20 protein-coding genes and 2 pseudogenes are annotated in these 25,818 nt (G+C 71.1%); 13 read left to right on the top strand and 9 right to left on the bottom strand.

The genetic code is table 11. From position 1 onward, the window contains the following. Nucleotide 1: 1 nt before the first annotated feature. The 3 genes from T398_RS23120 to T398_RS23110 form a co-directional block, all read right to left on the bottom strand. A complete protein-coding gene (locus tag T398_RS23120) occupies nucleotides 2-1,093 on the bottom strand; it encodes a D-alanine--D-alanine ligase family protein (RefSeq protein WP_496449934.1) in 1,092 nt (363 codons plus the stop codon). Then, nucleotides 1,093-2,238: an alanine racemase gene (gene alr / locus T398_RS23115; protein WP_496449933.1), complete on the bottom strand. Its 1,146-nt coding sequence runs from the start codon at nucleotides 2,236-2,238 to the stop codon at nucleotides 1,093-1,095. Before alr ends, T398_RS23120 begins: the two co-directional genes overlap by 1 nt. Before the next feature lie 86 nt (nucleotides 2,239-2,324). Continuing rightward, nucleotides 2,325-3,245, bottom strand: coding sequence for a LuxR C-terminal-related transcriptional regulator (locus tag T398_RS23110; RefSeq protein WP_496449961.1), 921 nt, complete (start codon nucleotides 3,243-3,245; stop codon nucleotides 2,325-2,327). Nucleotides 3,246-3,923: 678 nt separating this feature from the next. Here T398_RS23110 and T398_RS23105 point away from each other — a divergent pair. From T398_RS23105 to T398_RS23060, 10 genes are read left to right on the top strand one after another with little or no spacing between them, the layout of a single operon-like run. After that, on the top strand, nucleotides 3,924-5,717 hold the full coding sequence (locus tag T398_RS23105) for an AfsR/SARP family transcriptional regulator (RefSeq protein WP_496449932.1): 1,794 nt from the start codon (nucleotides 3,924-3,926) through the stop codon (nucleotides 5,715-5,717). Then, nucleotides 5,714-7,924, top strand: coding sequence for a TOMM precursor leader peptide-binding protein (locus T398_RS23100; RefSeq protein WP_496449930.1), 2,211 nt, complete (start codon nucleotides 5,714-5,716; stop codon nucleotides 7,922-7,924). The genes T398_RS23105 and T398_RS23100 overlap by 4 nt, the downstream gene beginning before the upstream one ends. Continuing rightward, nucleotides 7,921-9,870, top strand: coding sequence for a TOMM precursor leader peptide-binding protein (locus T398_RS23095; protein WP_496449928.1), 1,950 nt, complete (start codon nucleotides 7,921-7,923; stop codon nucleotides 9,868-9,870). Before T398_RS23100 ends, T398_RS23095 begins: the two co-directional genes overlap by 4 nt. A gap of 9 nt (nucleotides 9,871-9,879) precedes the next feature. Continuing rightward, on the top strand, nucleotides 9,880-11,532 hold the full coding sequence (locus tag T398_RS23090) for a nitroreductase family protein (RefSeq protein ID WP_496449927.1): 1,653 nt from the start codon (nucleotides 9,880-9,882) through the stop codon (nucleotides 11,530-11,532). A gap of 8 nt (nucleotides 11,533-11,540) precedes the next feature. Beyond that, the gene (locus tag T398_RS23085; RefSeq protein WP_496449959.1) at nucleotides 11,541-14,333 is read left to right on the top strand and encodes a lantibiotic dehydratase; all 2,793 of its coding nucleotides are present in this window, start codon (nucleotides 11,541-11,543) and stop codon (nucleotides 14,331-14,333) included. Continuing rightward, the gene (locus tag T398_RS23080) at nucleotides 14,330-15,397 is read left to right on the top strand and encodes a lantibiotic dehydratase C-terminal domain-containing protein (RefSeq protein ID WP_496449925.1); all 1,068 of its coding nucleotides are present in this window, start codon (nucleotides 14,330-14,332) and stop codon (nucleotides 15,395-15,397) included. Before T398_RS23085 ends, T398_RS23080 begins: the two co-directional genes overlap by 4 nt. Next, nucleotides 15,394-16,590, top strand: coding sequence for a peptidase M50 (locus T398_RS23075; RefSeq protein ID WP_496449924.1), 1,197 nt, complete (start codon nucleotides 15,394-15,396; stop codon nucleotides 16,588-16,590). The genes T398_RS23080 and T398_RS23075 overlap by 4 nt, the downstream gene beginning before the upstream one ends. Then, nucleotides 16,587-17,513 carry an ABC transporter ATP-binding protein gene (locus T398_RS23070; protein ID WP_496449922.1) on the top strand — a complete coding sequence of 309 codons (927 nt, stop codon included), beginning with the start codon at nucleotides 16,587-16,589 and terminating at the stop codon, nucleotides 17,511-17,513. Before T398_RS23075 ends, T398_RS23070 begins: the two co-directional genes overlap by 4 nt. After that, nucleotides 17,510-18,265, top strand: coding sequence for an ABC transporter permease (locus T398_RS23065; protein ID WP_496449920.1), 756 nt, complete (start codon nucleotides 17,510-17,512; stop codon nucleotides 18,263-18,265). Before T398_RS23070 ends, T398_RS23065 begins: the two co-directional genes overlap by 4 nt. Further along, on the top strand, nucleotides 18,262-20,253 hold the full coding sequence (locus T398_RS23060) for a TOMM precursor leader peptide-binding protein (protein ID WP_496449918.1): 1,992 nt from the start codon (nucleotides 18,262-18,264) through the stop codon (nucleotides 20,251-20,253). Before T398_RS23065 ends, T398_RS23060 begins: the two co-directional genes overlap by 4 nt. 121 nt (nucleotides 20,254-20,374) lie before the next feature. On the opposite strand, the gene T398_RS23055 is transcribed toward T398_RS23060, so the two are convergent. Next, the gene (locus T398_RS23055) at nucleotides 20,375-20,800 is read right to left on the bottom strand and encodes a YybH family protein (protein ID WP_496449957.1); all 426 of its coding nucleotides are present in this window, start codon (nucleotides 20,798-20,800) and stop codon (nucleotides 20,375-20,377) included. Nucleotides 20,801-20,914: 114 nt separating this feature from the next. On the opposite strand from T398_RS23055, the gene T398_RS23050 reads away from it, so the two are divergent. Further along, entirely contained in the window at nucleotides 20,915-21,232 is a 318-nt protein-coding gene (locus tag T398_RS23050; protein WP_496449916.1) for a winged helix-turn-helix transcriptional regulator, read from the top strand. Here the strand turns inward: T398_RS23050 and T398_RS23045 are convergent. From T398_RS23045 to T398_RS23025, 5 genes and pseudogenes are all read right to left on the bottom strand, one after another. Continuing rightward, a complete protein-coding gene (locus T398_RS23045; RefSeq protein ID WP_496449914.1) occupies nucleotides 21,219-21,833 on the bottom strand; it encodes a DUF4291 domain-containing protein in 615 nt (204 codons plus the stop codon). The genes T398_RS23050 and T398_RS23045 overlap by 14 nt on opposite strands. Nucleotides 21,834-21,912: 79 nt before the next feature. Then, entirely contained in the window at nucleotides 21,913-23,058 is a 1,146-nt protein-coding gene (gene tgmC / locus T398_RS23040; protein WP_496449912.1) for an ATP-grasp peptide maturase system methyltransferase, read from the bottom strand. Beyond that, nucleotides 23,055-23,926 (bottom strand): annotated as a pseudogene (gene tgmB, locus T398_RS23035) (ATP-grasp ribosomal peptide maturase). The gene tgmC and the pseudogene tgmB overlap by 4 nt, the downstream one beginning before the upstream one ends. Nucleotides 23,927-23,930: 4 nt before the next feature. Further along, nucleotides 23,931-24,241: pseudogene (tgmA, locus tag T398_RS23030) on the bottom strand (putative ATP-grasp-modified RiPP). A 124-nt stretch (nucleotides 24,242-24,365) separates the two neighbouring features. Continuing rightward, nucleotides 24,366-24,620: a hypothetical protein gene (locus tag T398_RS23025; RefSeq protein WP_496449911.1), complete on the bottom strand. Its 255-nt coding sequence runs from the start codon at nucleotides 24,618-24,620 to the stop codon at nucleotides 24,366-24,368. A gap of 215 nt (nucleotides 24,621-24,835) precedes the next feature. Between T398_RS23025 and T398_RS23020 the strand changes: the two genes are divergently transcribed. Together T398_RS23020 and T398_RS23015 are read left to right on the top strand one after the other, a co-directional pair. Beyond that, nucleotides 24,836-25,075, top strand: coding sequence for a hypothetical protein (locus T398_RS23020; RefSeq protein WP_496449909.1), 240 nt, complete (start codon nucleotides 24,836-24,838; stop codon nucleotides 25,073-25,075). A gap of 148 nt (nucleotides 25,076-25,223) precedes the next feature. Then, the coding region (locus tag T398_RS23015; RefSeq protein WP_496449955.1) for a transposase family protein at nucleotides 25,224-25,818 on the top strand (595 nt) is incomplete at its 3' end.

Genomic DNA, 25,818 nt, shown 5'->3' with positions numbered 1-25,818 from the left:
GCTAGCTGACCGTTACCCCAGCCCGGCCGGGTCCTAGCCGGTCCGGACCGGCGTCGGTGGTGACGCCGAGGGGACCGGGTCGTGGGGTCGGCGTGCGGCGGCTCATCCCGGCTGGTATCGGTCGGCCGTAGTCGGTCAACGCGCCGCGGATCAGGACGTCGAGCAGGGCCGGGAACTCGATGCCGGCCCGCTGCCAGATCTGTGGGTACTGCGACATGCGGGTGAACCCGGGGAAGGTGTTGACCTCGTTGACGATGGGCTCGGTGGATCCGCTCGTCGGCAGGAAGAGATCGACCCGGAGTAGCCCACGGCAGTCGAGGGCGTGGAAGGCGCGTACCGCCTGGCGTTGGAGCAGCTCGGTGGTGGCGGAGTCGAGCCGGGCGGGAATGTCGAAGACCGCGCCGTCCTCGTACTTCGCGCCGTAGTCGAAGAAATCGGCATCGGTCACGTTTATCTCCAAGGGGGGACCGGCCTCCACCCGGCCGTCAGGATGCTGCAGCACCGCCACGTCGATCTCGCGTGCACCGGCCGCCTGCTCGACCACGACCTTCGGATCGGCTGCCCGTGCCCAGGCCAGTGCGGCGGGAAGGCGCGCCCAGTCGTCCACCCGCGTGACGCCGAGGCTGGACCCGGAGCGGGCCGGCTTCACGAAGACCGGCAGGCCCAGCCGCTGCCGGTCGGCCGGGGCGAGACCGTCACCGGGGCGCAGGGTTACGCCGGGGCTGACCCGCAGGCCCTCGGCGCTGAGCAGCTTTTTGGTGGTGGCCTTGTCCATGCCGGCGGCGCTGGCGAAGACCCCGTTGCCGACGTACGGGGTGCCGAGCCACTCCAGCAGTGACGCGACGGTGCCGTCCTCACCGTACGGACCGTGCAGGGCAGGGAACACCACGTCCTGGACGTCCAGCGCGCGCAGGGCCGTGGTGAGCGGCACGGCTTGACCGTCGACCCGCCACCCGCCGTCCCGGCCGATGAACACCTCGGTGACCTGGTATTGGTCCCGGTCCAGCGCGGCGAGGATGCTCTCCGCCGAGTGGCAGGACACCTCGTGTTCGTTGCTCTGCCCACCGTAGAGGACCGCCAGTCGCGTACTCATCAGGTCATCACCATCTCGTGCAGGTACTCGCGGGCCACCCGGGCCCCGATTCCGGTCAGGATCTCGTTGGGGTTGGTGCCCGCCCACCCCGCCCACTCGGCGACCGTCGGTTGGTCGCCCTGTGCGGGGCCGAAGACCACGACCGGGTCGCCGATCGCCACGGGAAGGTCGCCGGCGTCAACCACGCACTGATCCATGGCGATGCGCCCGACGACCGGGCAGCGCCGGCCGGCGAGCCACACCGCGGCGCGGCCCTCGGCGGTCCGGGGCAGGCCGTCGGCGTAGCCGAGCGGCACCAGTGCCAGCGTGGTCTTCTTCGTGGTCACATGACTCAGTCCATACGAGACGCCGGTGCCGGCGGGCACCCGCTTCACGTTGACGACGCTCGTGCACAGCGTCATCGCGGGGTGTAACCCGAACCTGTCGGGCCCCCGCCCACCGAATGGATCGACGCCGTACAGGGCCAGCCCGATCCGGCAGAGGTCGAAGCGGGACGTCGGGGCGGACAGCGCGGCCGCCGAGTTCGCCAGGTGCGCGAGGTCGGGCTGGAGGCCGGCGTCCCGGGCGATCCCGAGTACCTCCTCGAACCGTGTCACCTGCCGCCGTAGCACCGGGCTCCCCGGAATGTCCGCGTCGGCGAGGTGGGACCACACGCCGCGGACCCGGATGCTGCCCGCCACCTCGTAGCTGCGGGCCCGGGCGACCAGCTCCGCCCAGTGCTCCCCGCCGGCCCCGTTGCGGGACAGGCCGGTGTCCGCTTTCAGCTGCACCATCGCCGGCACGCCCAACCGGCGCGCCGCCTCGGCGGTCGCGTGGAGGTGGGTCGGTGTCGACACGCCCACATCGACGTCGGCGGCGACCAACGCGTCGAACTCGTCGTCGGGCCGATGCAACCAGCTGAGCGTGGGGGCGCTGATGCCGGCCCGGCGCAGGGCCAGCGCCTCGGACGCCGAGGTCACCCCGAGCCAGGCGGCGCCGGCGTCCAACGCTGCCCGGGCCACCATCGCCGCGCCGTGACCGAAGGCGTCCGCCTTCACCACCGCCATCAACGGGGTACGCGTCACGGCTGCGATCGCCCGCACGTTGCTGGCGACCGCTGCCAGGTCGACCACGGCCTTGGCCAGCGCCCGTACGTCTTGGATCATGCGGCTGACGCTGTCACCCGGATATCAGCGGATGGTCCGCGATGTGTCACGAGCCGGTAATGGACGCGGTCCAGCCTGCGGTGGGGTCAGATCCAGCGGCGCAGTGCCACCTCCACACCGGCCTGGAATCGACTCTTCGCGTCGAGGCGTCGCATCAGGTCGTGGACGGTGCGACGGACGGTCCGCTCGGAAAGTTGGAGTTGGCGGCCAATCGCCTCGTCGGTACGACCCTGCCGGAGTAGCCGGAGGATGGCAACGGTTTGGTCCGTCAGGCCGTCCCTGTCGGCCGTGGCTGACCTCGGGAATTCCCTGCTCTTCTCCCAGAGCAGGTCGAAGAGGAGGCACAGCGTGGAGACCAGGGAGCTACCGCGGATCTCCAACGCGCCCCGGCTGGGTCGTGGCCCGATCGGGATGAGGGCGAACTGCCGGTCGACCAGGGTCATCCGAATTGGCGCCTCGGACATCACCCGACTCTCCTCGCCCTGCTCCGCCATCAGCTCGGCGTATGCCCGGGATCCGGCATCGTCCAGCGTGCTTTCCTGGTAGATGTGGCGGATCGTCACCCCGCGGGAGAGGGCGATCCGGGTCAGCGTCTTGGCGGTCTCGATGCTTCCCGGTGGCATCGCCCGGCCGGTGGTCAGCGTCATGATGCTCTCGGATGCGGTGCAGGCGTGCTCGGTCAGGCGTTCCCACACGGTGTCGGCTCCTTCCAGCCGCACGATTTCCTCCCGCCCGCGATGGGTGTCGTGGCTGGCAGCTTGGGCGAGCACCGAGGCCCGGGCCGCCAGGAGCTTCGCCTGCTGGGTGATCGTCTGCTGCTCGGCCTGGTGCAGCAGGGCGAGCAGGCCGAGCCGCAGGCTCACCGAGCGCAGACTGCCTTCCTGGTTGGAGGAAGGTGGGATGATTGCCTGGTCGGTCAGGGCGGAGAAGGCATCGCGGATGACCGCCTCCGGAACGTCCAGGGTGGTGGCGAGTTCATCGACGTTCCAGGTCGGGTGCTCGACCATCGCCCAGTAGACGGCTTCGATTCCCGCCGATATGCCTAGCCTGTCGAGCAAGGTTGCCTCCACCAGTTCTGCCAGGTGTTCACATTAGTGAAATCTGCCTCCTCCGCAAGGTTCGGATATTGAGCCTCGCCTTTGTTTGGTATCGAGCGACCCTCGCGGTGCGACCCGTGTCCAGGCCGGTCGGCGTCCGGTGCCCCGGGTCGCTCCGAAGACCCGGCTCGGTGCCGTCGTCCCTCCCCGCGCCCGGGCGTCACGGTCGCCCGGGCCGGCCCATCGGCCCTGGCCGCCCCGGGCGTTGCCGGAACCGGCCACGGCCGGTTCCGGCAACGCCCGGGGTGCTGACGCGGGCGACGCCGGAACCGCACGATGATCGCAGCGGCGTTGCCATGGGGCAGGTGGCAGCTGAGGGGAGGTGCCCGATGCGTACCGGGCAGATATGGATAGTCGACACATTTGTGAAAACAGCGGTGCTCGAATCGCGAATCCGATTAGGGGAACGGGTCGCGAGGCCACTACATCGCCCTGCCCACCCGAATTCCCGAATTTGCTCCAGATCTCGCAGCATCGCCGCAAATGCCGGGTGGTCTCAGACCATATCGGGCAGCGGGGGGCGACCGAACGCAGCACATCGTGCCGCCGCCGGGGTGAACGAGTGCCGGGCGTCCGCGTGGACGGGAGATGGCGATGGAGCCGGTTGCGGTGCGCCCATCCGGCGGTGACCCGCCAGCCCGACCGGCGGTGTTCCAGGTGCTCGGCCCGTTGACCCTCAGCAGCGGTGGGGACACGCTGGTTCTGCCACCGTCGAAGGTGACCTCGTTGCTCGCCGCGCTGTTGTTGCACCCCGACGAGGTGATCTCGGTAAGCACGCTGCAGCAGGCGGTGTGGGGCGACGCGCAGCCCGCCTCGGCCAAGGCCGCGTTGCAGACCTGCACGCTGCGGCTGCGGCAACTCTTCCACCGCCACGGCATCACCGGCAGTGTGATCAAGACAGTGCCGGGTGGCTACCGGATCACCGCCAGCGCCGCCACCGTCGACCTGATGCGCTTCCGCGACCTGATCGGCCACACCCGCGAGGCCACCGAGCCAGAGGCCGAACTGGCGAGGCTGGAGGAGGCGCTCGCGCTGTGGAGTGACCCGATGCTGGCCAACGTGCCATCAGAGACGCTGCACCGGGACGTCGTACCCCGGATCAGCGAGGAGCGGGTTCGGGCGATCGAGCGGGTGTGCGATCTGAAGATCAGCCTCGGCCGGGACCGTTCCGCGCTCGTGGACCTCTGGACCGCCAACCGCGCGTACCCGGCGAACGAGCGCTTCTCCGCGCAACTCGCCTCGGTGCTCTACCGCACCGGTCGGCAGGCGGACGCCCTGGCCGAACTGCGCCGGATCCGGGAACATCTTCGCCACGAACTCGGCATCGCTCCGGGCCCGACCCTGCGTGCGCTGGAGCTGACCATTCTGCGGGGCGAAGCCTCCACTCCGGTCGCCCCGGTGGGCCGATCCGCCATCGCGGTGCCCCGGCGCCCGGTCGTGTCCAGCCTGATCGGCCGAGACGCGCTCGGTGCGACCATCGCCGACCGCCTCCGCGCGGACTGCCCGATCGTGGTGCTCACCGGCCCACCCGGCGTCGGCAAAACCGCACTGGCGCAGCACGTTGGGCAGCTCGTCGCCCCCCAGTTCCCCGGCGGCCAACTCCGGGTGGCGACGGCCCCCGCATCGCTGCAGAACGCCCAGGGGCAGGCCCTCACCCCGCTCGACCATGGTCACGATACCCGGGTGGGCAGACGACTGCTGATCGCCGACGACGTGGTCAACGGCAGTCACCTACGAACCATGCCGGCCCTGCTGGCACCGGGCGACGCGCTGCTGCTGACCAGCCGGCAGAGCCTTTCTGGCCCCGTCACCCGCCTCGGCGGCTGGCTGCACCGGGTGGAGCCGCTCGACCCCGGCGACTCGCTCCAGTTGCTCCGTTCCGTGCTGGGACCCGAGCAGGTCGATGCCGACCCAGAGAGTGCCGCGGAGATCGCGGTGCTCTGTGACCACCTGCCACTCGCGCTGCGCATCGCCGCCACCCGCATCCTGCTGCGCCCCCGGACCGGCCTCGCGGCGGCGGTGGAGTGGCTGCGGGTGGACCCGCTGAGCCGCCTGAGTCTGCCCGGTGAACCGGACATGTCACTCGGCCACCGCTTCGACGAGGCCCTGTCCCGAGCCGGCGAAACCCTGGCGGCGGCCTTCGTCCGGCTGGCCACCGCGGCCCCCACCGCCAGCACCGCCGCAGTGGCCGCGGAGCTGCTCGACGTTGACCCGGCCACGGCTCACGACCTGCTCGACGGGCTGGTGGACCACAGTCTGGTCGAGGAGGCCGCGGAGCACTACTGGATCCGAGCCCTGCTGCGGCGACACGCCCAGCTGGTGGCCCAACGGCACGCCCCCCACTCCGGCCCACCGCACCAAGCGAAGGGACCCCTGCGATGAGCACTGCCTACGACACGGTGGCGCAGACCCGGCCGCGGGTGCGCCACGACGTGCTGTTCACCCGGACCGACGACGGAGTGGTGTTCCACAACGCCACCAGCGGCTTCCGGCTCTCCTCCGGGAGCGCGTACCGGCTGGCGTCGTTGCTCGTCCCGCACCTGAACGGGCGGCATCAGGTCGCGGACATCTGCGCCCGCCTGCCCGCCGGGCAGCGGGCCATGATCGGTGAGCTGGTGACCGCTCTCTACGCGCGCGGCTTCGCCCGGGACGTGCCGGAGGCCGAGGTCGACCCGACCACGATGCTGGGCCCGACGGTGGCCGCGCACTTCGCCACCCAGGTCGCCTATCTCGACCACTACGCCGACCGGGCGCCGCAACGCTTCGCCACCTTCCGGAACACCTCGGTCGCGGTACTGGGCGCCGGTCCGGTCGCCACCGCCTGCGCCACCGGGCTCCTGCGCAACGGCGCCGCCACGGTGACCAGCTCGCCGGCGGTCATCCGGCGGCTCACCCCGGAGCTGGCTGAGCTGAACGCCGCCGGCTGCGCCGCAACGGCCGTGCCGCTACCCGACCCGGGCGCCGAGGTCGGCTGGTCCGAGCTGGCCGCGGCGGAGATCGTGGTCGTGGCCGCCGGGGCCGACGCGCCCCGCGACACCCTGCGGCTACTCGCGGCCGGAATTCCCCCCGGCCAGTCCCTGCTGCCCGCCTGGGTCGCCGGCGGGCGGATGCTGGTCGGCCCGGTCCACGGTGCCGGCCGGACCGGATGCTGGTGCTGCGTCATGCTGCGGCTCGCCGACAACGACGAGACCGGCGGCGCCGGGCGGGTGTGGCAGGCGGCGGCGTTGCCGTCCGGGGCCGCGCCAGCCGCCGCCGAGCCGGACGGCCCCCTCGCGGCGATGATCGGCAACCTGCTGGCGTACGAGGTGTTCCGGCTGACCACCGGCGCGCTGCCCGCCGAAACCGACGGGAGCGTGATCGTGCAGCACCTCGCCGCACTCGACGTGCTGACCGAGCAACTGCTCCCGCACCCCCGGTGCGCCTTCTGCCGGCCGGCCCCGCCCGAATCGGCCTGGGGCACCGGTGGGCTGGACGACACACTTGTCGAGACCGGGCCCGGGGCCGACCCGGCCACCGAGGCGCAGGAAACGCTCGCCCGGCTCGAGGCCCACCAGCCGCTACTCCAGCCGCATCTGGGGGTGTTCCGCCGCTACGCCGACGAGCGTTGGGACCAGACCCCGGTCAAGGTCGGCGCGGTCGAGCTCACCGACGGCGGCGGCCAGCGTCGTACGGTGGCCGCGTTCGATGTTCACCACGTCGCGGCCGCCCGGCTGCGGGCACTGCGGATCGCGGCCGTCGTCAACACCAGCAGGATCGCGGCCGCCGTCCCCGCCTCCCGCGACCTCCCGCGGATCGATGCCACCCGGCTCGGCCTCGCCTCGGGCTGGGATGCCGCCGAGCCGGACGCGTGGGCCACCGCCCGGTCACTGTTCACCCGCCAGGCGGTGGCAGTGCCGATGTCCGTGCTGGAGCCGTTCGGGGCGGCCAACCATCGGCATGGTGTCGAGCCGACCAGTGCGGGCGGGGGAGCGGGCGGGGGCCTTACCGAGGCCGTCCAGGTGGGTCTCGCCTCGGCGCTCGCCGGGCAGCGGCTCCGGCAGGTCATTCTCGATCAGGAGACTGTCCAGAAGGTTTGCTTCGACACTATCGGCGTCACCCCCGAGCTGCTCTTCCTCGCCAGGTCGACGGCGAACCTGGGCAGCACCGTGGAACTGCTCGACCTCGACGGACAGGGCGACACCGGGGTGGCGGTGCTGTTGGCCCGCTCCTACGACCCGGGCCGCAGCCAATGGACGTACGCCCTCACCGCCGATCCAGACTGGACGGTGGCGGCCGCGGCGGTGCTACGTGACGTGCTTGGTCAGGCCCAACTGCGCGCGCAGGACCCCGAGGCCGTACCGGACACCGGCGACCCGGTGCTGATCGACTTCGACGCCGGCACGGTGCCGGTGCACGGCGAGGTGGACGTCGCCGGGCCGCGCCGAGACGAAGCTGCCGGACAACGGGCCGGTCGCCGCTGGGCCGACGTGCTACCGCGGCTGCCGGGCCGCGGGTACGACGTGCTGGTGGCACCCGTCGGCGGTGCGGACCTGGCCGCGGGCGGGCTGGTGGCGGTCAAGGTGCTGCTGGCCGCCGGAGGCGACCGATGAGCGACGCTGCGGCCGCCACCGACGACCTGGTCTGTGCCGGGCTGACCCGGCTGCTCGCCGAGCGGGGCTGCGACGCGGAGGTAGTCGCGCTCGGGGTGCGGGACGAGCACCGGGCGACGGCCCGCCCCGAGCGCGGACCGCGGGTGCTGCTCTACGGGCAGCTGGCGCTGATCGCACCGGTGCCGCCGGCAGCGGCCTGCTCGACCTGCCTCGCCCGTCGCTGGCAGGCGGTGCGCCACCGCGACCTGCGCGACGCGGTGGAGCTGGGCGGTGACACGGCCGTGGCGGGTCCCTGGCCGTACGCGACCCCGCTCGTCGCCGATTTCCTGCACGCGCTGATCGCGGCACGTCGCACCGCCGACCCGCTCTCAGCGGCCCGCAGCCGCGCTGTCACCGGACCGGCCCACGGCCGTGCCGTCACCGGACCGGCCCGCACCGGGGCGGGGACGCCGAGCACGGTGTTTCAGGTCGACCTGTCGACCCTGCGGGTGCAGCAGGTGCCACTGCTGCCCGATCCCGAGTGCCCGGGCTGCGGCGATCTGGTCACCGATGCACCGGAGCTGGCGGCGATCGAGCTGCCCGCCACCCCGAAGGCGGAGGCGGGCACGTTTCGCGGCCGGGACCTGAACGACTACCCGCTGGATGTGGCGGCGTTCGCCAACCCGGTGTGCGGGGCGCTCGGCGGCAGTCTGTGGCAGGACGTCACCTCGCTCTCCACCTCCCCAGCGGTCGGCTCGTTCACCCTGCGATCTGGCCGCTTCCTACGGGAGACGCTCTACGGCGGGCACGCCGACGGCTACCGACGCAGCGCCCGGATTGCGGTGCTGGAAGGAATGGAACGCGCCGCCGGCCTGCGTCCGCGGGGCAAGCGCACCGTGGTCACCGCGACGCTACGGGAGTTGGGCGACGACGCCCTGGACCCACGCGAGTGTGGGCTCTACCCCGACGCCTTCTATCAGGCCAATCCGTACCTGCACCGGTTCGAGGTGGACCGGTCGATCACGTGGGTCTGGGGCTGGTCACTGCGGGACCAGCGCCCCCTGCTGGTACCGGAGATTCTCGCCTACTACCACGTGGCGAGCGTCGAGGAGCGCTTCGTCCAGGAGACCTCGAACGGCTGCGCCTCCGGCGGATCCATGGTGGAGGCGATCTACCACGGCCTGATGGAGGCGATCGAGCGCGACGCTTTCCTGCTGGCCTGGTACGGCGGCCGGCCCCTACCGGAGCTCGACCCGGCCAGCATCGACCAACCACGGGCCCGGATGATGGTCGACCGGCTGGCGATGTACGGCTATCGGGCCCGATTCTTCGACACCCGGATGACCTTCGACATCCCGGTGGTGACCGCGGTGGCCGTTCGGGAGGACGGCGGTCTCGGTACCCTCGCCTTCGGTGGCGGGGCGAGCCTCGACCCGCAGGTCGCGATCACCGCCGCGCTCTGCGAAATCGCCACCGACTCCGTGATGGTGCGGGTTCGCGCCCGCGCCGACGAGACCCGGCTGCGTCGGATGACGACCGACTTCTCCCGGGTGCAGGGCCTGCACGACCACCCGCTGCTCTATGGCCTGCCGGAGATGGCGCGGCACGCCGCGTTCCTGCTGGATCACGGCACCGCGTCGGTCCCGATGACCCAGCTGTACGAGCGGGACCGTCCCGCCCCACCGATCACCACCGACCTGCGTGATGATCTCGAACGCTGCCTGAAGCAGGTGACCGCGCAGGGCTTTGACGTGATCGTCGTGGACCAGACCACCCCCGAGCAGCGCGAGCTGGGCCTGACGACGGTGAGTGTGCTGGTTCCGGGACTCCTGCCGATCGACTTCGGCTGGCTGCGCCAGCGCGCCCCGCACGCGCGGCGGCTGCGGACCGCGTTCCGCGCCGCCGGGCTCCTCGACCGCGACCTGCGCGACGACGAAATCCACTCCGTTCCCCACCCGTTCCCGTGAGGTGCCGCCATGACGTCCGAGAACCCCGGCCTCGCCCACGCGTACGCGACCGCGATCCTGCATCGCAGCCGTGAACCGATGCCGCCGGCCGACTTCGCGCCGAACTGGGCCGACGCACCCCGCCGCGGCAAGTACTACCCGCAGGCCAGCGCCTTCGGGCTGCCGGCACCGCCGAGCGCCGACGCCGACCTGGACACCGCGCTGCGGGGCCCCGGCGACGCCGACGAGCCGTTCACGCTGCCGCTGCTGGCCGGCCTGCTCCACCACTCGTACGGGCTGCTCGGACGGCGGCTCGGCATCCAGGCCAACTCCGACCTGGGGGTGCTGCCGTCGTACGCGTACGCCAACTGGTACCGCGGCGCCGCCTCCGGTGGAGGTCTCTACCCGTGCAGCGTCTACTGGGTCGCCGGGCCCGGCGCCGGAGTCACCCCGGGCGTCTACTACTACGCGCACGCCCGGCACGCGATGCAGCGGCTGCTCGGCGGCGACGTCAGTGCTCGGGTGAACGCGGCGGTCGCTCCACCTCGCCCCGCCCGCCAGTTTCTGATCGTCGGGGTGAAGTACTGGCAGAACGCCTTTAAGTACAACAACTTCTCGTACCACGTGGTGTCGATGGACCTGGGTACCCTGCTGCAGGCGTGGCGGCTCTGGGCCGGCGCGCAGGGCCGACAGATCCGGCCGGTTCTCTGGTTCGATCAGGCGGCCGTCGCCGACCTGCTCGGCCTCGCCCCCGATGACGAGGCGATCTTCGCCGCCGTACCCCTGACCTGGGCCGCACCCACGCCCGCCGCGTCCACGCCTGTCGCGTCCACGCCCGCTGCGCCCATACCCGCCGCGTCCACGCGTGTCGCCCCCGCCGGTAGCGGGGAGCCGCCCACGGTTCGGGTGCGGCATCACGACCAGGAGCGATCGCGGACGCTCCTCCACTTCGACACCCTGCGGTGGGTCAGCCGCAGCACCGCCGCGTCGGTTGACCGGCCCGCCGCCGGGGCGCTGGCATCCGCCGCCGCTCACCCGGCGCCGCCGGGCGGAACCCGCCTGCCGCTACCCGCCGCCGCGGCGCTGACACTTCCCGTGGAGGCCGCCCTCAACGCCCGCCGCAGTAGCTTCGGCCGGTTTCTGCGGAACCGCCCCATGGCGGCGGAGCAACTCGCCGCGCTGCTGCGGGCTACCGCCGCCAGCACCGTGCCATCCGAGATCGACGGTCCGGCCGACCGTCCGCTGGCGCGGATCTACGCCTTCGTCAACGCCGTGGCCGCCGTGCCCGCCGGAGGGTACGCGTACGACCCGCAGGAGCACAGCCTCGTCGCCATCACCAGTGGCCCACCCGGGGCGTTCCTGCAACGCAACTACACCCTGGCCAACTACAACCTGGAGCAGGCAGCGGTCGTCCTCGTCGCGACGGTGCGTACGCACGCGGTGCTGGACGCCACCGGCGACCGGGGCTACAACCTCGCCAACGCCACCGTCGGCGCGATGGCCCAGAACTTCTACACCGTCGCCGCCGCGCTGCGTCTCGGCGCGGGGGTCGCGCTGGGCTTCGACGGCGTCTCCTACGTCAAGGAGCTGGGACTCACCGGCAGCGACGAATTCCCGCTGCTCATCATGCTCGCCGGCGAGGAGCGCGGGCAGCTCGGCAACTACCGATACGAGCTGCGGTGAGGCACGCCGTGCCAGCGCCGGACCCGCTACCGGAGGTGGCCGCCCCCGCCGGCTGGCGCACCGGTGCGTACTTCACCGCCCGGATCGCTGGCCTTCCCCTGTCGACGGTCGACCTGCTCCGCTCCCCGGCAGCCTGCACCTGGGCCGACGCGGCACTGGCCCTGGAGCGCCAGCTCAGCACCGACGGGGCGCAGCTCAGCCAGCTCCTGTACGAGCTGGTCAACGACAATGCGGACGAATCGGTCCGGCGGCGGCTGCTGACGCTACGCCGACAGGTCTTCAACAACGCCCTGCCGGCCGTGCCCGGGCCGGCGCTCGCGGCGGTCGAGCAGACCCGGCCGGCGGCCCTCCCGGTCATCCAGCGCTGGCTACGGCGACGCAGGCAGCTCGCCCGGCACCAGGACGAGGGCGCTGCGATCCTCGCCGCCGACGTCGCCCAGGCCCGCGCCGAGCTGTGGCGGCTGGCCGACGAGCCACGCCTACGCGGCGGGCTCCAGCTCGCCTCACCGACCCTCGACGAGCAACTTGCCGCCGGGAACACACCGGAGCTGACCCGGCCGGCGAACAAACGGACCCGCCGCATCGAGCGCTCGCTCCTCTCCTACCTGTACCGCACCGCCGGCAAGACCAGCCCGTTCAGCACCTTCACCGCGGTCGCCCTCGGCCACCTCACCGACACCGGATCGCAGCTTGAGTTCCCCGTCAACGAGCAGTGGCACCAGCACGTACGGCTCAACGTCGTCCTGATCGCCCGGCTCGCCGAGCTGGTCACCGCCGACCCACGGCGGCGCGGTGACCTGATGGTGGAGCTGAGCCCGGGGTGGCGTCGCGACGCCGACCGGATCCGCTACGTGCGGCACTGGGTCACCGCCGGCGACGACAGCGCCACGGTCAGCTTCGACTCGGTCCGCGACGGTCTCTTCTTCCTCCGCCGCAGCGGTGTCCTGGACGGGCTGACCGCCCTGCTGCAGCAGCGCGGCGCGATCCGCTGCGCCGAGCTGGTGGACCGGCTCTGCCGGGACACCGGGGCCGACCGCCCCGATGGTGAGACGTACCTGTCGACGCTGCTGGAGTTGGGAATGCTGCGGCTCGTCGGCCTCGACACCGACGTGCACGCCACCGACCCGATCCGCGCGTTCGCCGACACCCTGGGGCAGCTGGACCGGCCGTGGGCCGAACAGCTCGTCCACCAGCTGCACGAGCTCATCGACTTGGTCGACGCCTACCGGCAGGGCGACCTACGCCGGCGCCGCGACCTGCGGCACCGACTGCGAACCACGGTAGAAGCGGTGATGCGGTCCCTCGGCGAGGAGAACCCGACCCTGCCGCAGACGCTGCTGTACGAGGACAGCCGGGTGGCCGGTGAACCGGTCGCCATCGCGGCCCCGCCCTGGCAGCGGTTGGTCGGCGCCGACCTCGCCGCCGTGGAACGGATCCTGCCCGCCTTTGACCAGAACCTGCCGCACCGGATCATGTTCCACGGCTTCTTCCTGGCCCGGTTCGGCGTCGGCGGCCACTGCAACGACCTGCTGCGGCTGGTCGAGGACTTCCACGACGACCTCTACGACCAGTACTCCTCGTACACGGCGGGGCGTCGCCCGTTCGCCCCTGGCGGTAGCTACACGCCGGAGGAGAACTGGCTGGGCCGGCCCGAGATGACCGCGCTCGACCAGGCCCGACAGCTCTTCGCCAAGCGGGTGGCAGCGCTCGCCGACGCCGACCCCCGGTGCCCCGAGCTGTCCCTGCCCGTCGAGCTGTTCGACGAGGTGGGCGCGCTGCTCGGCGCCACCGCCCACCAGGTCCACCCGATGGGGCACTTCGTGCAGCTGGCCCTCCGCGAGCCCGACCCGCTGCTGGTGCTCAACCAGTCCTTCGGTGGACTCTCCTTCCCGTTCAGCCGGTTCACCCACTGCTTCGACGCCGACACCCCCACCCTCGCCGAGCGGCTACGTGCCCAGACGGCGGAGCTCACCCCACCGGGCGTGGTCTTCGCCGAGCTGACCGGGGGAGCGGCCACCACCAACCTGAACCTGCACGCCCGGCTCACCGACCACGTGATCGTGTGCCCCGGCGAAAGCAGCAGCGTCCCGGTCGACCGGCAGCTCACCCTCGACGACCTCTACCTGGCCCACGATCCGGAGACCGACCGGGTGGTCCTGCGCTCGACCCGCCTCGACAAGGAGGTCGTCGCCGTGTATCTGGGCTACCTGGTGCCGATGGCGCTGCCGCAGATCCCGCGTACCCTGCTGCTGCTCTCGCCGGCGTCGCTGGTGCGGCTCGACATGTGGCGCGGGGTGCCGACGGCCACCAGCGACGGTGTTACCGTCCGGCCCCGGCTGCGCCTCGGCAACATCGTGCTCAGCCGCCGAAGCTGGTCGGCGCCGGTCCGCGAGCTTCCCGACTCGGGGGATCCCGGCACCGACCCGGCGGCGTTCCTGGCCTGGCGTCGGTGGCGGGCCCAGCACGGCCTGCCCGAGCAGGCGTTCGCCACCATCTACCCGGCCCATTCCGGTCCGCGCCCGGCCAACCCGAAGCCGCAGTACGTCGACTTCGGTAGCGCGCTGTCGCTGCAGGCCCTGCGGACCGCGCTGACTGATCCGGACGACCAGGTCGTCCTGCGTGAGTTGCTGCCCGCCGCGAACGAGCTGGCTGCCCACAGCGCGCTCGGTGGACACGTCAGCGAGCTGGCCGTGGAGACCTTCCGCGTCCCCCCGGAGACCTCCGGCGTCCACCCGGAGACCTTCCGCGTCAAGGCGCGGCAGACCGTCGCCGCACCACGATCCGGAGGTAGCAGCCGATGACCGCGTCCGCCGCCGCGCCCGCCAACGCCGAGGACACCGCCGACCGGCGAGGAGAGTGGATCTCACTGCACATTTTCTACGCGGCCAACCCGCAACCGTTGCTGGTGGACTGCGTGGCGCCGCTCATCCGGGAGCTCACCGAGGCGGAGCTGCTCGCCGGTCACTTCTTCATCAACTACTGGCTGGAGGGGCCACACGTGCGGCTGCGGCTGCGCCCGCGTACCCCGGCCGACGAGCCGGCGGTACGGGCGCGCGCCGAGGCGGCGGTCAACCGGTTCCTCACCACCCGCCCCGCGCTGTACGCGATGGGCACCGGCTACCTGCGGGAGCTCTACGACATCCTCTTCGCGCTGGAGTTCCCCGACGGGCGGCCGGCGGAGCTGGTCGACGCAGCCGGACAGATGCTGCTCAGCCCCAACAACTCATACAGCTACCGGCCCTACGCACCGGAGTACGGCAAGTACGGTGGGCCGGCGGGCATCGAGGTCGCCGAATGGCACTTCCAGCACTCCAGCGACACGGTGCTCCGCGCCATCTCGTCGATGAACCTGCACCTGCGCCCGGTGCTGCTCGGCATCGCCGCGCAGCTGATGACGGTACACGCCGGCACCTTCCTGCCCGACCGGGAACAACTGGTGGACTTCCTCGACCGGTACCACCACTACTGGCACCAGGCATTCGCCGGCACCAACCTCATCGGCATCGACGAGTACACCCGAATGTATGACAGCGTCGCCGGTGAGCTCGGCCGTCGCGTACGGCAGATTCTCACCCTCGTCGGGCGAGGCGAGACGCAGCGGCTCCCCGGCTTCCTCCGGAGCTGGGCCGAGCACACGGCCCAGCTCCGCGAGAAGGTGCTCGCCCTGGCCGCCTCCGGCGACCTGACGGTCAGCGCGTGGAGCGGCGACGACCGGGTCATCACCGACCCGGGGGAGGCCCTCCCGTTCCTGCTCTCGCCGTACCTCCACATGACCAACAACCGGCTGCACGCCACCATCCGCGACGAGGCGTACCTCTCCTATCTGCTCGCCCGGGTGCTGCGGGAGTCGGCGGTGTCGTCGTGACGCATCCGGGCCTGCTGGCCAAACGCCCCCGGCTGCGCGAAGATCTGATCTTCTCGCGGCCGTTGCGGCGTGGCCCCGACACGGTCTACCTGCTCAAGAACCGGCGCACCGGCCGGGCGTTCGAGATCCCGCCGAAGGAGCAGTTCCTGCTCCGCCGCCTCGACGGCGTCCGATCCCTCGGCGAGGTCGGTGCCGAGTACGCCGACGAGTACGGTCGCCGCCTCGGTGCCGCGCACTGGACCCGGCTGCTGTGGCTCCTCCACGAGCGGGACCTGCTGGCCGGTCACCCCGCCGGCCCGGCCACGGCGCCGGGCGCCGGCGAGCGGGCGCCGGCCGACCCGGGACGCCCCGGCGCGCTGGGACGGTGGGCGCACCGACTGCGGTTCCTGCTGCGCCCGGCGGTTTTCGCGCTGGTCGCCGTCCTCGTCGTCGCGCTGCTCGCGCTGGTCGGGCTGCGGCTCGGCCCGCTCTGGCAAGCCGCCCGCCCGGCCTTCACCGACCCGGTCAGCCTGGTGGCGCTGGCGTTGCTCGCCTGGTCGAGCGCGGCCCTGCACGAGTTCGCGCACGGGGTGGTGGCCGTCCACTTCGGCGCCACGGTCAACCGGATCAACCTGGTCACCCTCACCTGCAAGGTCGAGGACTACCTCTACCTACCGCGTCGGTCTCAGCAGGTGCTGATCGCGTCGGCTGGCGCGGTCGCCAACGGGCTGGTCCTGCTACTCGCCGGCGCCGCCCTCGTCGTGCTGCCCGGCGCCTTCGCCGACCGGCTACTCAGCGCGTTCGTGCTGGTCGGTGCGGCCCAGACGCTGGTCAACGTCATTGCCCTGCCCCCACTGGACGGCTACAAAGTCCTCAGTCACCTGCTGGACCAGCTGGACCTGGCCCCGGAGAGCCGCCGCTACCTGGCGACCCTTCCCCGGCGCCTGCTGCGCCGGCCCGGTCGCCGTTACCCGCGACGGGCCGCGGTCTGTCTCGGGCTCTTCGCCGCCTGGTGGCTGCTGGCGAGCGCCGCCGCCGCCAGTCTCGTGATCGTCTATCTGGGCGCCCTGCTTCGGCCTTCCCTCGGCGCGCTCGCCTACGTTCTGCCGGCCGCCATCGTCGGTTTGACCGTCGCCGGCTGGCTGGCCCGACCCCGTCGACCCCGTTCGGCGGACCGGATTCCAGCACCACCAACCAGTGAGAACAACCAGTGAAAGGCGAGCCGATGTCATCCATCGACAGTCCGGCGATCGTGCTGGACGCCGTGAGTAAATCGTATGGCGAGGTGAGGGCGGTCGATGAGATCTCCATCTCGATCGGCCGCGGCGAGTTCTTCGGCCTGCTCGGCCCCAACGGTGCCGGCAAGACCACCCTCATCGAGATGATTGAGGGACTGCGCCTCCCCGACACCGGCGCCATCACCGTGCTGGGCAGGTCGCCAGCCCCACGCAACCTCGACCTGCTGCCCCGGATCGGCGTGCAGACCCAGCGCTCGGCCTTCTTCACCCGGCTGACCGCCCGCGAGCACCTGGTGACCGTCGCCGCCCTCTACGGCCTCCCCCCAACCACCGCCGAGAAGGCGCTGGACCTGGTCGGGCTGACCGATTCCGGGGACGTCCGGGTCACCAAGATCTCCGGCGGTCAGCGCCAGCGCCTCGCCATCGCCTCCACCCTCGTCCACGACCCCGAGGTGGTCTTCCTGGACGAACCCACCGCCGCACTGGACCCGGAGGCCCGCCGCGACCTCGGCCAGATGCTGCGCAACCTGAAGGCGATCGGCAAGACCATCGTCTACACCACCCACCACCTGGACGAGGCGCAGACCCTCTGCGACCGGGTCGCGATCCTCTCCGCCGGGCGCGTCCTCGCGCTCGACAGCCCCCGCGAACTGATCGCCCGCTCCGGCATCGGTACCCGACTGGTCATCCCCGCCGGCCGGCTCAGCCCGGAACAGGCCGGCACCCTCGACGGCGTGCACGGGGTCGCCGTCGAGGACGGCATGCTCGTGCTGCGGACCGCGCACACGGCCCGGGTGCTCGCCGCCCTCGACGGTGAAGCCGACCTGGACGACGTGGAGACCCGACCGGCCACCTTGGAAGACGTCTACCTCGAGCTGATCGGAGCGCCGCAGGTATGAGCGCATACGCCGCACTCTCCCGCGCCGTCTACAAGGCGGCCGTCCGGGACGCCACGACGGTCTTCTTCACCTTCGCCTTTCCCCTGATCTTCCTGGTCATCTTCGCGCTGATCTTCCGCAACCAGGAGGTCGCCGACACCGGCCGCGGATACGTCGACTACATCGCCCCCGGCGTGCTCTCCTGGGGCCTGGCCAACGCCGCCCTCTTCGGCGTGGCCTTCACCCTGATGCAGTGGCGCAACGACGACCTGCTGCGGATCATCCGGCTCTCCCCAACCAGCATCTGGTCGGTGATCGGCTCCCGCTACGTGGTCGCGTTGGGCATCGGGGCGGCGCAGTGCGTGCTCTTCGTCGGCGTCGCCATGCTGCCGGTATTCGGCATGCGCCCGGACCCGACGTGGCCACTCGCCATCCCGATCATGCTGCTCGCGGTGACCGCCTTCCTCGCCCTCGGCCTGATCGTCGGATCCGCGGCCAACACCCCGGAGGCGGTCGCCGCGATCGCCAACTGCGTCGTGGTGCCGATGGCCTTCCTCTCCGGCTCGTTCTACCCCCTCGAACTGATGCCGACCTGGCTACAGGAGGTCTCCCGGATACTGCCGATGCGCTACGTCAACGACGGCCTCACGTACGCCTTCACCGGCTTCGGCAGCATGACCGACTACCTGATCTCGTGCGCCGCGCTGGTCGTCTTCACCGCCGTGTTCGCGGTCGTCGGAGTGCGGACCTTCCGCTGGAGCAACGACTCATGACCGGCACCGCGGCGGCGCACCCCGCCCCCCTCTCCGCCGCCGCGGCAGCGCACCGCGCCCCCCTCTCCGCCGCCGCGGCCCAACTCCGACAGCACCTGCGCCGCCGGTGGCTGGCACAGCCGACCGGCACCGCCGAAGACCGGCGGGCCCGGCGAGTTGGAGGTGCGCCGCGGGTAGTGACGTTGGGTGACGCCACCGCGCCCGCCGCGGCCGACCCGGACCGGCGCGCCGCCACCGTGCACCTCACCGCCGCCACCGTGCTGATCGGACCGCTCGGCGGCGCGGCGGGCCGGGCCTGCGGGCACTGCCTCGCCACCCGATGGCAGCGGCTGCGCAGCCGGAGCCAACGGGACGCCCTGGAGATTGGTGACCAGACGACCGCGGTCGGCCCGTGGCCACAGCTGACCGCCTACCAGCTCGACGCCGTCTGGGAGCTCTACCGCGCCAGCCACACCGGCCCACCACTGCCGCCGCCACCAAGCTGGGATCGGCACAGCATCCCGCTGCCCCGGGTTAGCCAGCTTGACCTGGCCAGCCTGCGGGTACGCACCTACCCGCTGCTGGCCGAGCCGTGCTGCCCCAGCTGCACCCGGCGACAACCCGACACCCCCGACCCGCTGGTGCTCGCGGCCCAACCCCGGCCCAAGCCGCGCCCCGACACGTACCGGCTGCGCACCCCCGACGACTATTCACTGCCGGCGGCCGCGCTGGTCAACCCGGTCTGCGGCGCACTCGGTGCGGGTACCGCGCTCACCATCACCTCACCGACCACGGCACCGGTGACCGGCAGCGTCTTCATCCGCGGCTACGGCGGGCTGCTCGACGTCTCCTGGAGCGGCCAGTCCAGCGGCTACGACGCGAGCCGCGCGCTGGCCTACCTCGAAGGGCTGGAGCGCTACGCGGGAACCCACCGACGGCGCAACGTCACCCCGGTCCTCGCCGCGTACGCCGACCTCGGCCCGGACGCGTTGCACCCGGACCGCTGCGGCCGCCACCCCGACGAGGTGTACGACACCGACCCGATCCTGCGCCGGTTCGACCCACACCGACCGATCCCCTGGGTGTGGGGCCAGAACCTGCACACCGGCAGGCCCGTGCTGGTGCCGCGTCGGCTGTGCTTCTACAGCTCGCCCGCCGCCGGTGACACCTTCGTCCTCTCCTCCTCCAGCGGCTGCGCCACCGGCAGCTGCCGGGAGGAGGCCGCCCTGTTCGGCCTGTTGGAGCTGATCGAGCGCGACGCGTTCCTGCTCGCCTGGTACGGCAGGCTGACCCTGCCCCGGATAGACCTCGACACCTGCCCGTCGGTCGTGCGCGCGCTGGTCGACCGCGCCGAGCTGCAGGGCTACCGGCTCTACGCCTTCGACAACCGGATCGATCTCGACGTACCCGTGGTCACCAGCCTCGCCGTCCGCCGCGACGGCGGTCCCGGCCTGCTGTCGTTCGCCGCCGCCGCCCACCTCGACCCGCGGCAGGCGGTCACCGGCGCGCTCGCCGAGGCGCTGACCTACATCCCGCACCAACCCACCACGGTGCGCCGGCGCCGGGCCGAGCTGGAACGGATGGCCGACGACTACACCCTCGTCCGCCGGCTACCGGACCACTCGGCACTGTTCGGCCTACCCCGGATGGCGGTGCACGCCGCAAGCTACCTCGACGACCGGGGTGCGCTCCCCGTCGAGCAGGTGTTCGCCGGCTACCGGCCCCCCGGCACACCCGATCTCCGCGACGACCTGCGCCGGGTGCTCGACCTGCTGGCTGCGCGCGGACTTGAGGCGATCATGGTGGACCAGACCACACCAGAACAGGAGGCGGTCGGACTCCGCTCGGTCTGCACGATCGTGCCCGGCCTGCTGCCGATCGACTTCGGCTGGATCCGGCAGCGGGCTCCGTACCTGCCACGGCTGCGGACCGCGCCCGCGGCGGCGGGCGTCGCCGATGCCGAACTGACCGACGCCGACCTCCGCCTCGTACCGCACCCCTTCCCGTAACGGGCACGGCGCCCCCGTCAGAAACGACCGCTCGTGACGGGCTCGTGAGCGTCTTTGCTGGAAATTCTGGCTGGGTACTGGCTACGGTGAACGGGCCGGCGAAGCCGGCATGTGCTCACAACTATTGAGGGTCATTCGACCTATCGGTGCCGAACGGGTTGTCGATGACGTACCGCCAGCGGCCGTCTGGCCCTCGCCGCGCCACGTCGGTAGCCGTGCCCTCCAGGTGCACATGCTTCCCGTCGGGGCCCTGGCCGTCTATGGTCCAGTCGACAATCAACAGGGCGATGTCGTCGGCTACGTAAACATGCCGTGGGCGAACATCGATTGGTAGGCCCAGGCCGAGGAATTGTTGATTGGCCGCAGCCCGGGCGGCGCCGGTGACAGGTTGGCCCGGCGCGGCGACAAAGACGCCTTCCGGTTCGTAAACCTGCTCAACAGCACCGACGTCCCCGGAGTTGAAGGCTCGGGCGAAGACCAGCGGGTGTTGGCTGGCGTCGTCGGTGAGAGCGACAATGACAGGATGGTTGGTGGAGTCAGTTGGCATAAGGTCAGTCAAACCGAGCCCGTCGCAGGTAACCAAACGGTGAGCAACGGCTGGGATCGTGACCTCGTTTTGGATACCCGAGGTGAAACGAGACATCCGGAGCCCACCTGCCCGGTGGAGGTGGCACTCGCCGCCGTCGCCGGCCGATGGACGACGCTGCTCCTGCGAGAACTGATGCACGGGCCCCGCTCCTTCAGTCAGCTTCGGGTCGCACTGCCCAGGCTGAGCGCAAAAGTCTTGAGTGAGCGGCTCGCCACGCTGACGCGGGCCGACCTGGTCGAGTGCGAGCGCCAGAAGGGCTTCCCCTCCCATGCCGTCTACCAACTCACCCCCGTCGGCCGGACACTCAGGCCACTCCTGATCGAGCTGTACCGGACTGGCGACGCGCTCCTCCGGGAGAGGGCGGGGGCCCGGCCGATCAAACCTCGGTGATGTCCGGACTGGCGTCGAGGCCGGTGGCGATCTGGGCCGGCAGCGGGTAGGCCCGTTCGACCGGCAGGTGAGCTGCTGCCGCCGGTTCGTCGCCGCAGCGCAGTAGTTCGCGCATGCGCTGAACGGTCGCGGTGATGTCCGTGATGGCCACTGTCCAATCATCGACGTACCGGTCGACAGCGTCACCGGAGAGCCCCACCTGCAGCGACCGGTACGGCAGCGCCTTCTGCTGCAGCGATCGCTCTGGATCCCACTGCACGCGTACGGGGCTGGTCTTCAGCTGCCGCGACCAGGTCGCCTTGTCGCCGTGCAGGTCTCGGTCATAGCGACTCAGGCAGGCTCGCGCCAGCGCCCACTCAAATCCCTCCCGCGTGATGTCGACGGACAGTACGCGCTCTTGCCCTGGCTTGGTGGCCCAGCCGCAGCGGTACATCATCCACCGGAATGACGGCTTGATCCACGTCATCCGTTCTCGCTTGAAGGGAGCCACGAAACGGCCGGCTGCCACTGCTGGCAGCGCAATCTGCGGGGGATACGCCTGGTACACGGTGATGGTGTCGGTCGAGTAGCGGGCGCAGATCTGATGGGCGGGAATGAGCACAACCTGATCCTCACCGATCAGGACCCGACCACTCCACCGATATGCGCGAGCGCGTGATCCGCACCGCTCGCGGACCGTGTCATCCGATGGTCTCGGTGGGGTCGGTGAGCCAAACCTGCTGCCCGGCGGGGGTGATGGTCACACCGATGTGTGGGCGGCTGGGCTTGCCGTGTGCGCTCCACCGACTGTAGAGGTCCTCCACCTCGGTCCACAGCCGCCGTGGGCCGCCCTGTTCCACCATCCGGGTGGAGAGGTCGTGGTACGCCCACGAACCATCCGGGTGGACAAGCCACTGCACCGGGCCCTCCGGACGGCCGAGGTCGAGGCGGGCCACGTCGGGTAGCAGCAGCGCCACCAGTGCGGTCCACGCCTCGCCGTCGTCGGCCAGCGGGCCGGGCAGGTGGGTCTCGTGCCTGTCCCCGGTGGCCTGGGAGGCGGCGCGGACGAGCGCCGAGGTTCGCACGGTGGGGCAGGAGCGCAGCGGCATGAACGAGCCGTAGTCGTCGAGCAGGTGCCCGCTGGCCGCGCCGGTCTCGTCCACGGTTAGCCGCAGCAGCAGCCCACCGCCGATCTCGCGGTGCAGGCTGGTCAGGATCACCCCGCCGGGGCGGGGCTGTGCGAGCCAGCCCGCCGGCACCTGTGGCACCGAACAGGCGGCGATGATCCGGTCGTAGGGGGCGTTGCCGGGGTAGCCGGCCGCGCTGTCGGTGGCGGCCACCGTGGGGGCGTAGCCAACGGCGGTCAACGACTGCCGCGCCCGCCGCACCAGTCCGGCGTCGCTGTCGACGGTGGTGACCAGCGGCGAGCCGAGCCGGTGCGCCAGAAGCGCCGCGTTGTACCCGGTGCCGGTGCCGACCTCCAGCACGCGGTGCCCGTTGGCCACGTCGAGCGCGTCCAGCATGACGGCCATGAGGGCCGGCTGGGTGCTGGAGCAGGTCGGCACGCCGTCGAGCGGGCCGTGGTGCCGGGACTTGTCCCAGCGGGCGTCGTCGCCATCGAGCTGGGTGGGGAGCACGTGATCGGAGTAGATCAGCTCCAGTGCCCCTGGATCGTTCGCGTCGACCGCTTCGTACCTGCTGCGGTCTGGGGTCCGGCGGAAGAAGCGGGTTAGGAACAGGTGGCGGGGCACGGCGGCAAACGCCGTCCGCCACGCCTCGGTGAGCCAGCCGTGGCCGGTCAGCTCGTGCACGAGCCGGTTGCGCGCCCGTTCGGCGGTGGCCGTCATCTAGTCTCCTTGGTCAGAGCATCGGCTATCGCGGCGGAGATGGGCAGCCCGGTGGCGTCTTGCAGCCACGCCCACTGCCCATTTGGGTTGATCTCCAGGAACATCCATTCGTCCTGCGGCGTGACGACGAAGTCCAACGCACCGAAGCGCAGCCGAAGCCGGGCCAGCAGTCGCGACACCGCCTCGCGGATCTGATCAGGCACAGTCACCACCGAGTACGACAGGCTGTCGTAATCAGTGCGCCAGTCCAGTCTGGCCGCCTCGGAGGCACCGTCGACGCGCACAGCGAAGTACACCTTGTCAACGACTGTCAGCCGCACCTCGTATGCCTTCTTCACCTGCTGTTGGAACAGGTGCGCGGTGCCGGAAACCGGGTGGTCGATCTCCTCGGCGTGCACCCGGTTGGTGTAGATCAGCTTTGCGGTGCCGGCCTCGGTTAGCACACCGGAGCCGAGCGGTTTGACGACCGCGCCGGCGTGCTCGCGCACGAATCGTTCGGCCGCCGCCGGCTCATTCGTGATCAATGTCGGGGGCACGGACAGCCCGACCGAGCCGGCGGCGGCGAGCTGGGACGGCTTGTACTCGGCGCGGGCGATGTCATGTGGGTGGTTGAGCCATCTTGGGTGCTCGGCGAGCACCCCGCCCAGGCCCATGCGTGCTTCGCGGACAGCCCAGCGGCGCTCTTCGTCGGTCAGGTGCGCCGGAAGCTCGAACGCCGTTGGGCGCCGGTAGCAGGCGCACCCGAGGTTGTGCAGCGGGGTGCGGCGGCCGGGGAGGCGGAGGCTGCCGCGCCAGCCTTCGCCCCACCGCGCGACGAGCGTCAACCGTACGGCTGGGTCAGCACCAACACCGTGCGCTTGTCGCCCACCGGCTCAGTCCTCGGTGTGGTCGGTGTCGGAATCCATGCTCTTGTGCCCGTCCGAGGTCCGGGTGCTGGTTGCCCCGGTCGAGTGCTTGCCCAGGATCGGGGTTCCCGTGAGGTCGACCGACATCTGTCGGTCCGGGTCGTAGCGAACCGTGGTCAGGTTCACCGGGATCGGCCGTGCTGGCACGGTGGCGAAGCGGAGCGCGAACGGACGCCGGTCGGTGGAGCTCGGCTGCACGTCGTCGTGCTACCGACAGCATCCAGCGGGCGACCCAGAGGTAGGTACCCGGCGGTCGGGTGCAGCGGGTCGTCGGTCACCGGACGCGACAGAACTGGGCTTGTCGGGGACATGAAACCTCCTGGCAGGTCGATGGGGATAGATCGATGAATTGCCTTCCGCGGTGAGGGGGCGCCCGCGCGTGAACTACGTTGGTCTGGCAGCTCATGCGGCACTCTCGGCCGCGAGTTCGGTCGCCTCGGTGTTGCCGAATCGCTCTCGGATGGCCTGCGCCCATCGGGCCTGTTCACACGGGACCGGTGCCAGCCGTGCCCACCAGTCGAGGCACCCCGCGCAGATTCCACCGCGGTTGGTGTGGGAAGCGATAACCACCTCGGCGCAGGCCAGCAGTTCCCGTACGTCAGGGAATGTGGTCTCGGCTCCCACTGTGACCGAAAGGTTCGGCTCGCCTCGCCGCATCAGAGTCTCCCTCTCGATTGGTGTGGCCAGGCCCCGGAGCAGGGAGACAGTTCAACGGCGCGCGGCACCACCTCGCCGGAGCGCGACATTGAGGATATTCGTGTGGTGTTGGACAGGACGTAGCTCCTGTCCAGGTAGGGCCACGTCATGGCAAAACGAACGCTACTCCGCTTCCGGAGCCAACGCCTGCCGAGCGGGAGTTCGCGCAGCAAATAATGGAGCAGACCACGGCCAATTGGGTGCCCCTTGTCGGTCCGGGCGGTCTGCTTGGCGGGATCATCCGCACCGTACTCGAATCGGCTCTCCATACGGAGCTGGACGCGCGCATGGACGGCTGGTGTCGATCGGATCCCCTGGGGAAGGTGATCAACCGGACCGGGTTTCGGGAAGAGCGGTCCCGTCGACTGACGGCACACGTGATGATCCGCTACATCATCACGATGGCCTCTTCTTGACGAGCTTCTACGACAAGTGATGCGTCGTCTGGTCGCCGGCCGGCTGGCGAGCCGAGATAGTGAACGATTGATTCGCCCGACGCACCCTCAGGGATGTCTCGTAACCCTGGTGTCCGTCTGTTAGGGACAGTCGTGCAGGATGTTCGGGGTGCAGGTGATCACGTTAGCCCGCCCGGAGTGGATCTTCCCGTTCACCGGATTGCAGCCCGTTCAGTTCCGCAGGCTGGTCCGGCTGGTCGCCGAGCGGGGCGGTGACGCGATCGCGGACGGGCGGCCGGGCCGGCAGTGGTCACTCGACCTCGCCGACCGGGTGCTGCTGGTCGCCGCCTACTGGCGGACGAACCTGACGATGCGCCAGATCGGTCCGCTGTTCGGGGTGTCGCACTCGGCGGCGCACCGGGTCATCGACACCCTCGGCCCACTGCTGGCCCTGGCCCCGGTCCGACGACGCCGGGTTGACCAGATCGCGATCGTCGACGGCACCCTGGTCCCGACTCGCGACCACCGCCTGGCCGCCCCGAGCAAGAACTACCGCTACTCGACGAGTCTGCAGGTCGCCATCGACGCCCACACCCACCTTGTCGTGGCCCTGGGTGACCCGCAACCCGGCAACCGCAACGACACCATCGTCTACCGCACCTCGGGCATCGACCAGAAGCTGGCAGGACGGCCGGTCATGGCCGACGGCGCCTACCGCGGCAACCCCGACGTGATCATCCCGTACCGCAAACCCGCCGACGGCA

It is taken from the genome of Salinispora goodfellowii, assembly GCF_059570675.1.
The sequence above is the reverse complement of the archived record's forward strand: the minus strand, read 5'-3'. Positions and strand labels throughout refer to the sequence as shown.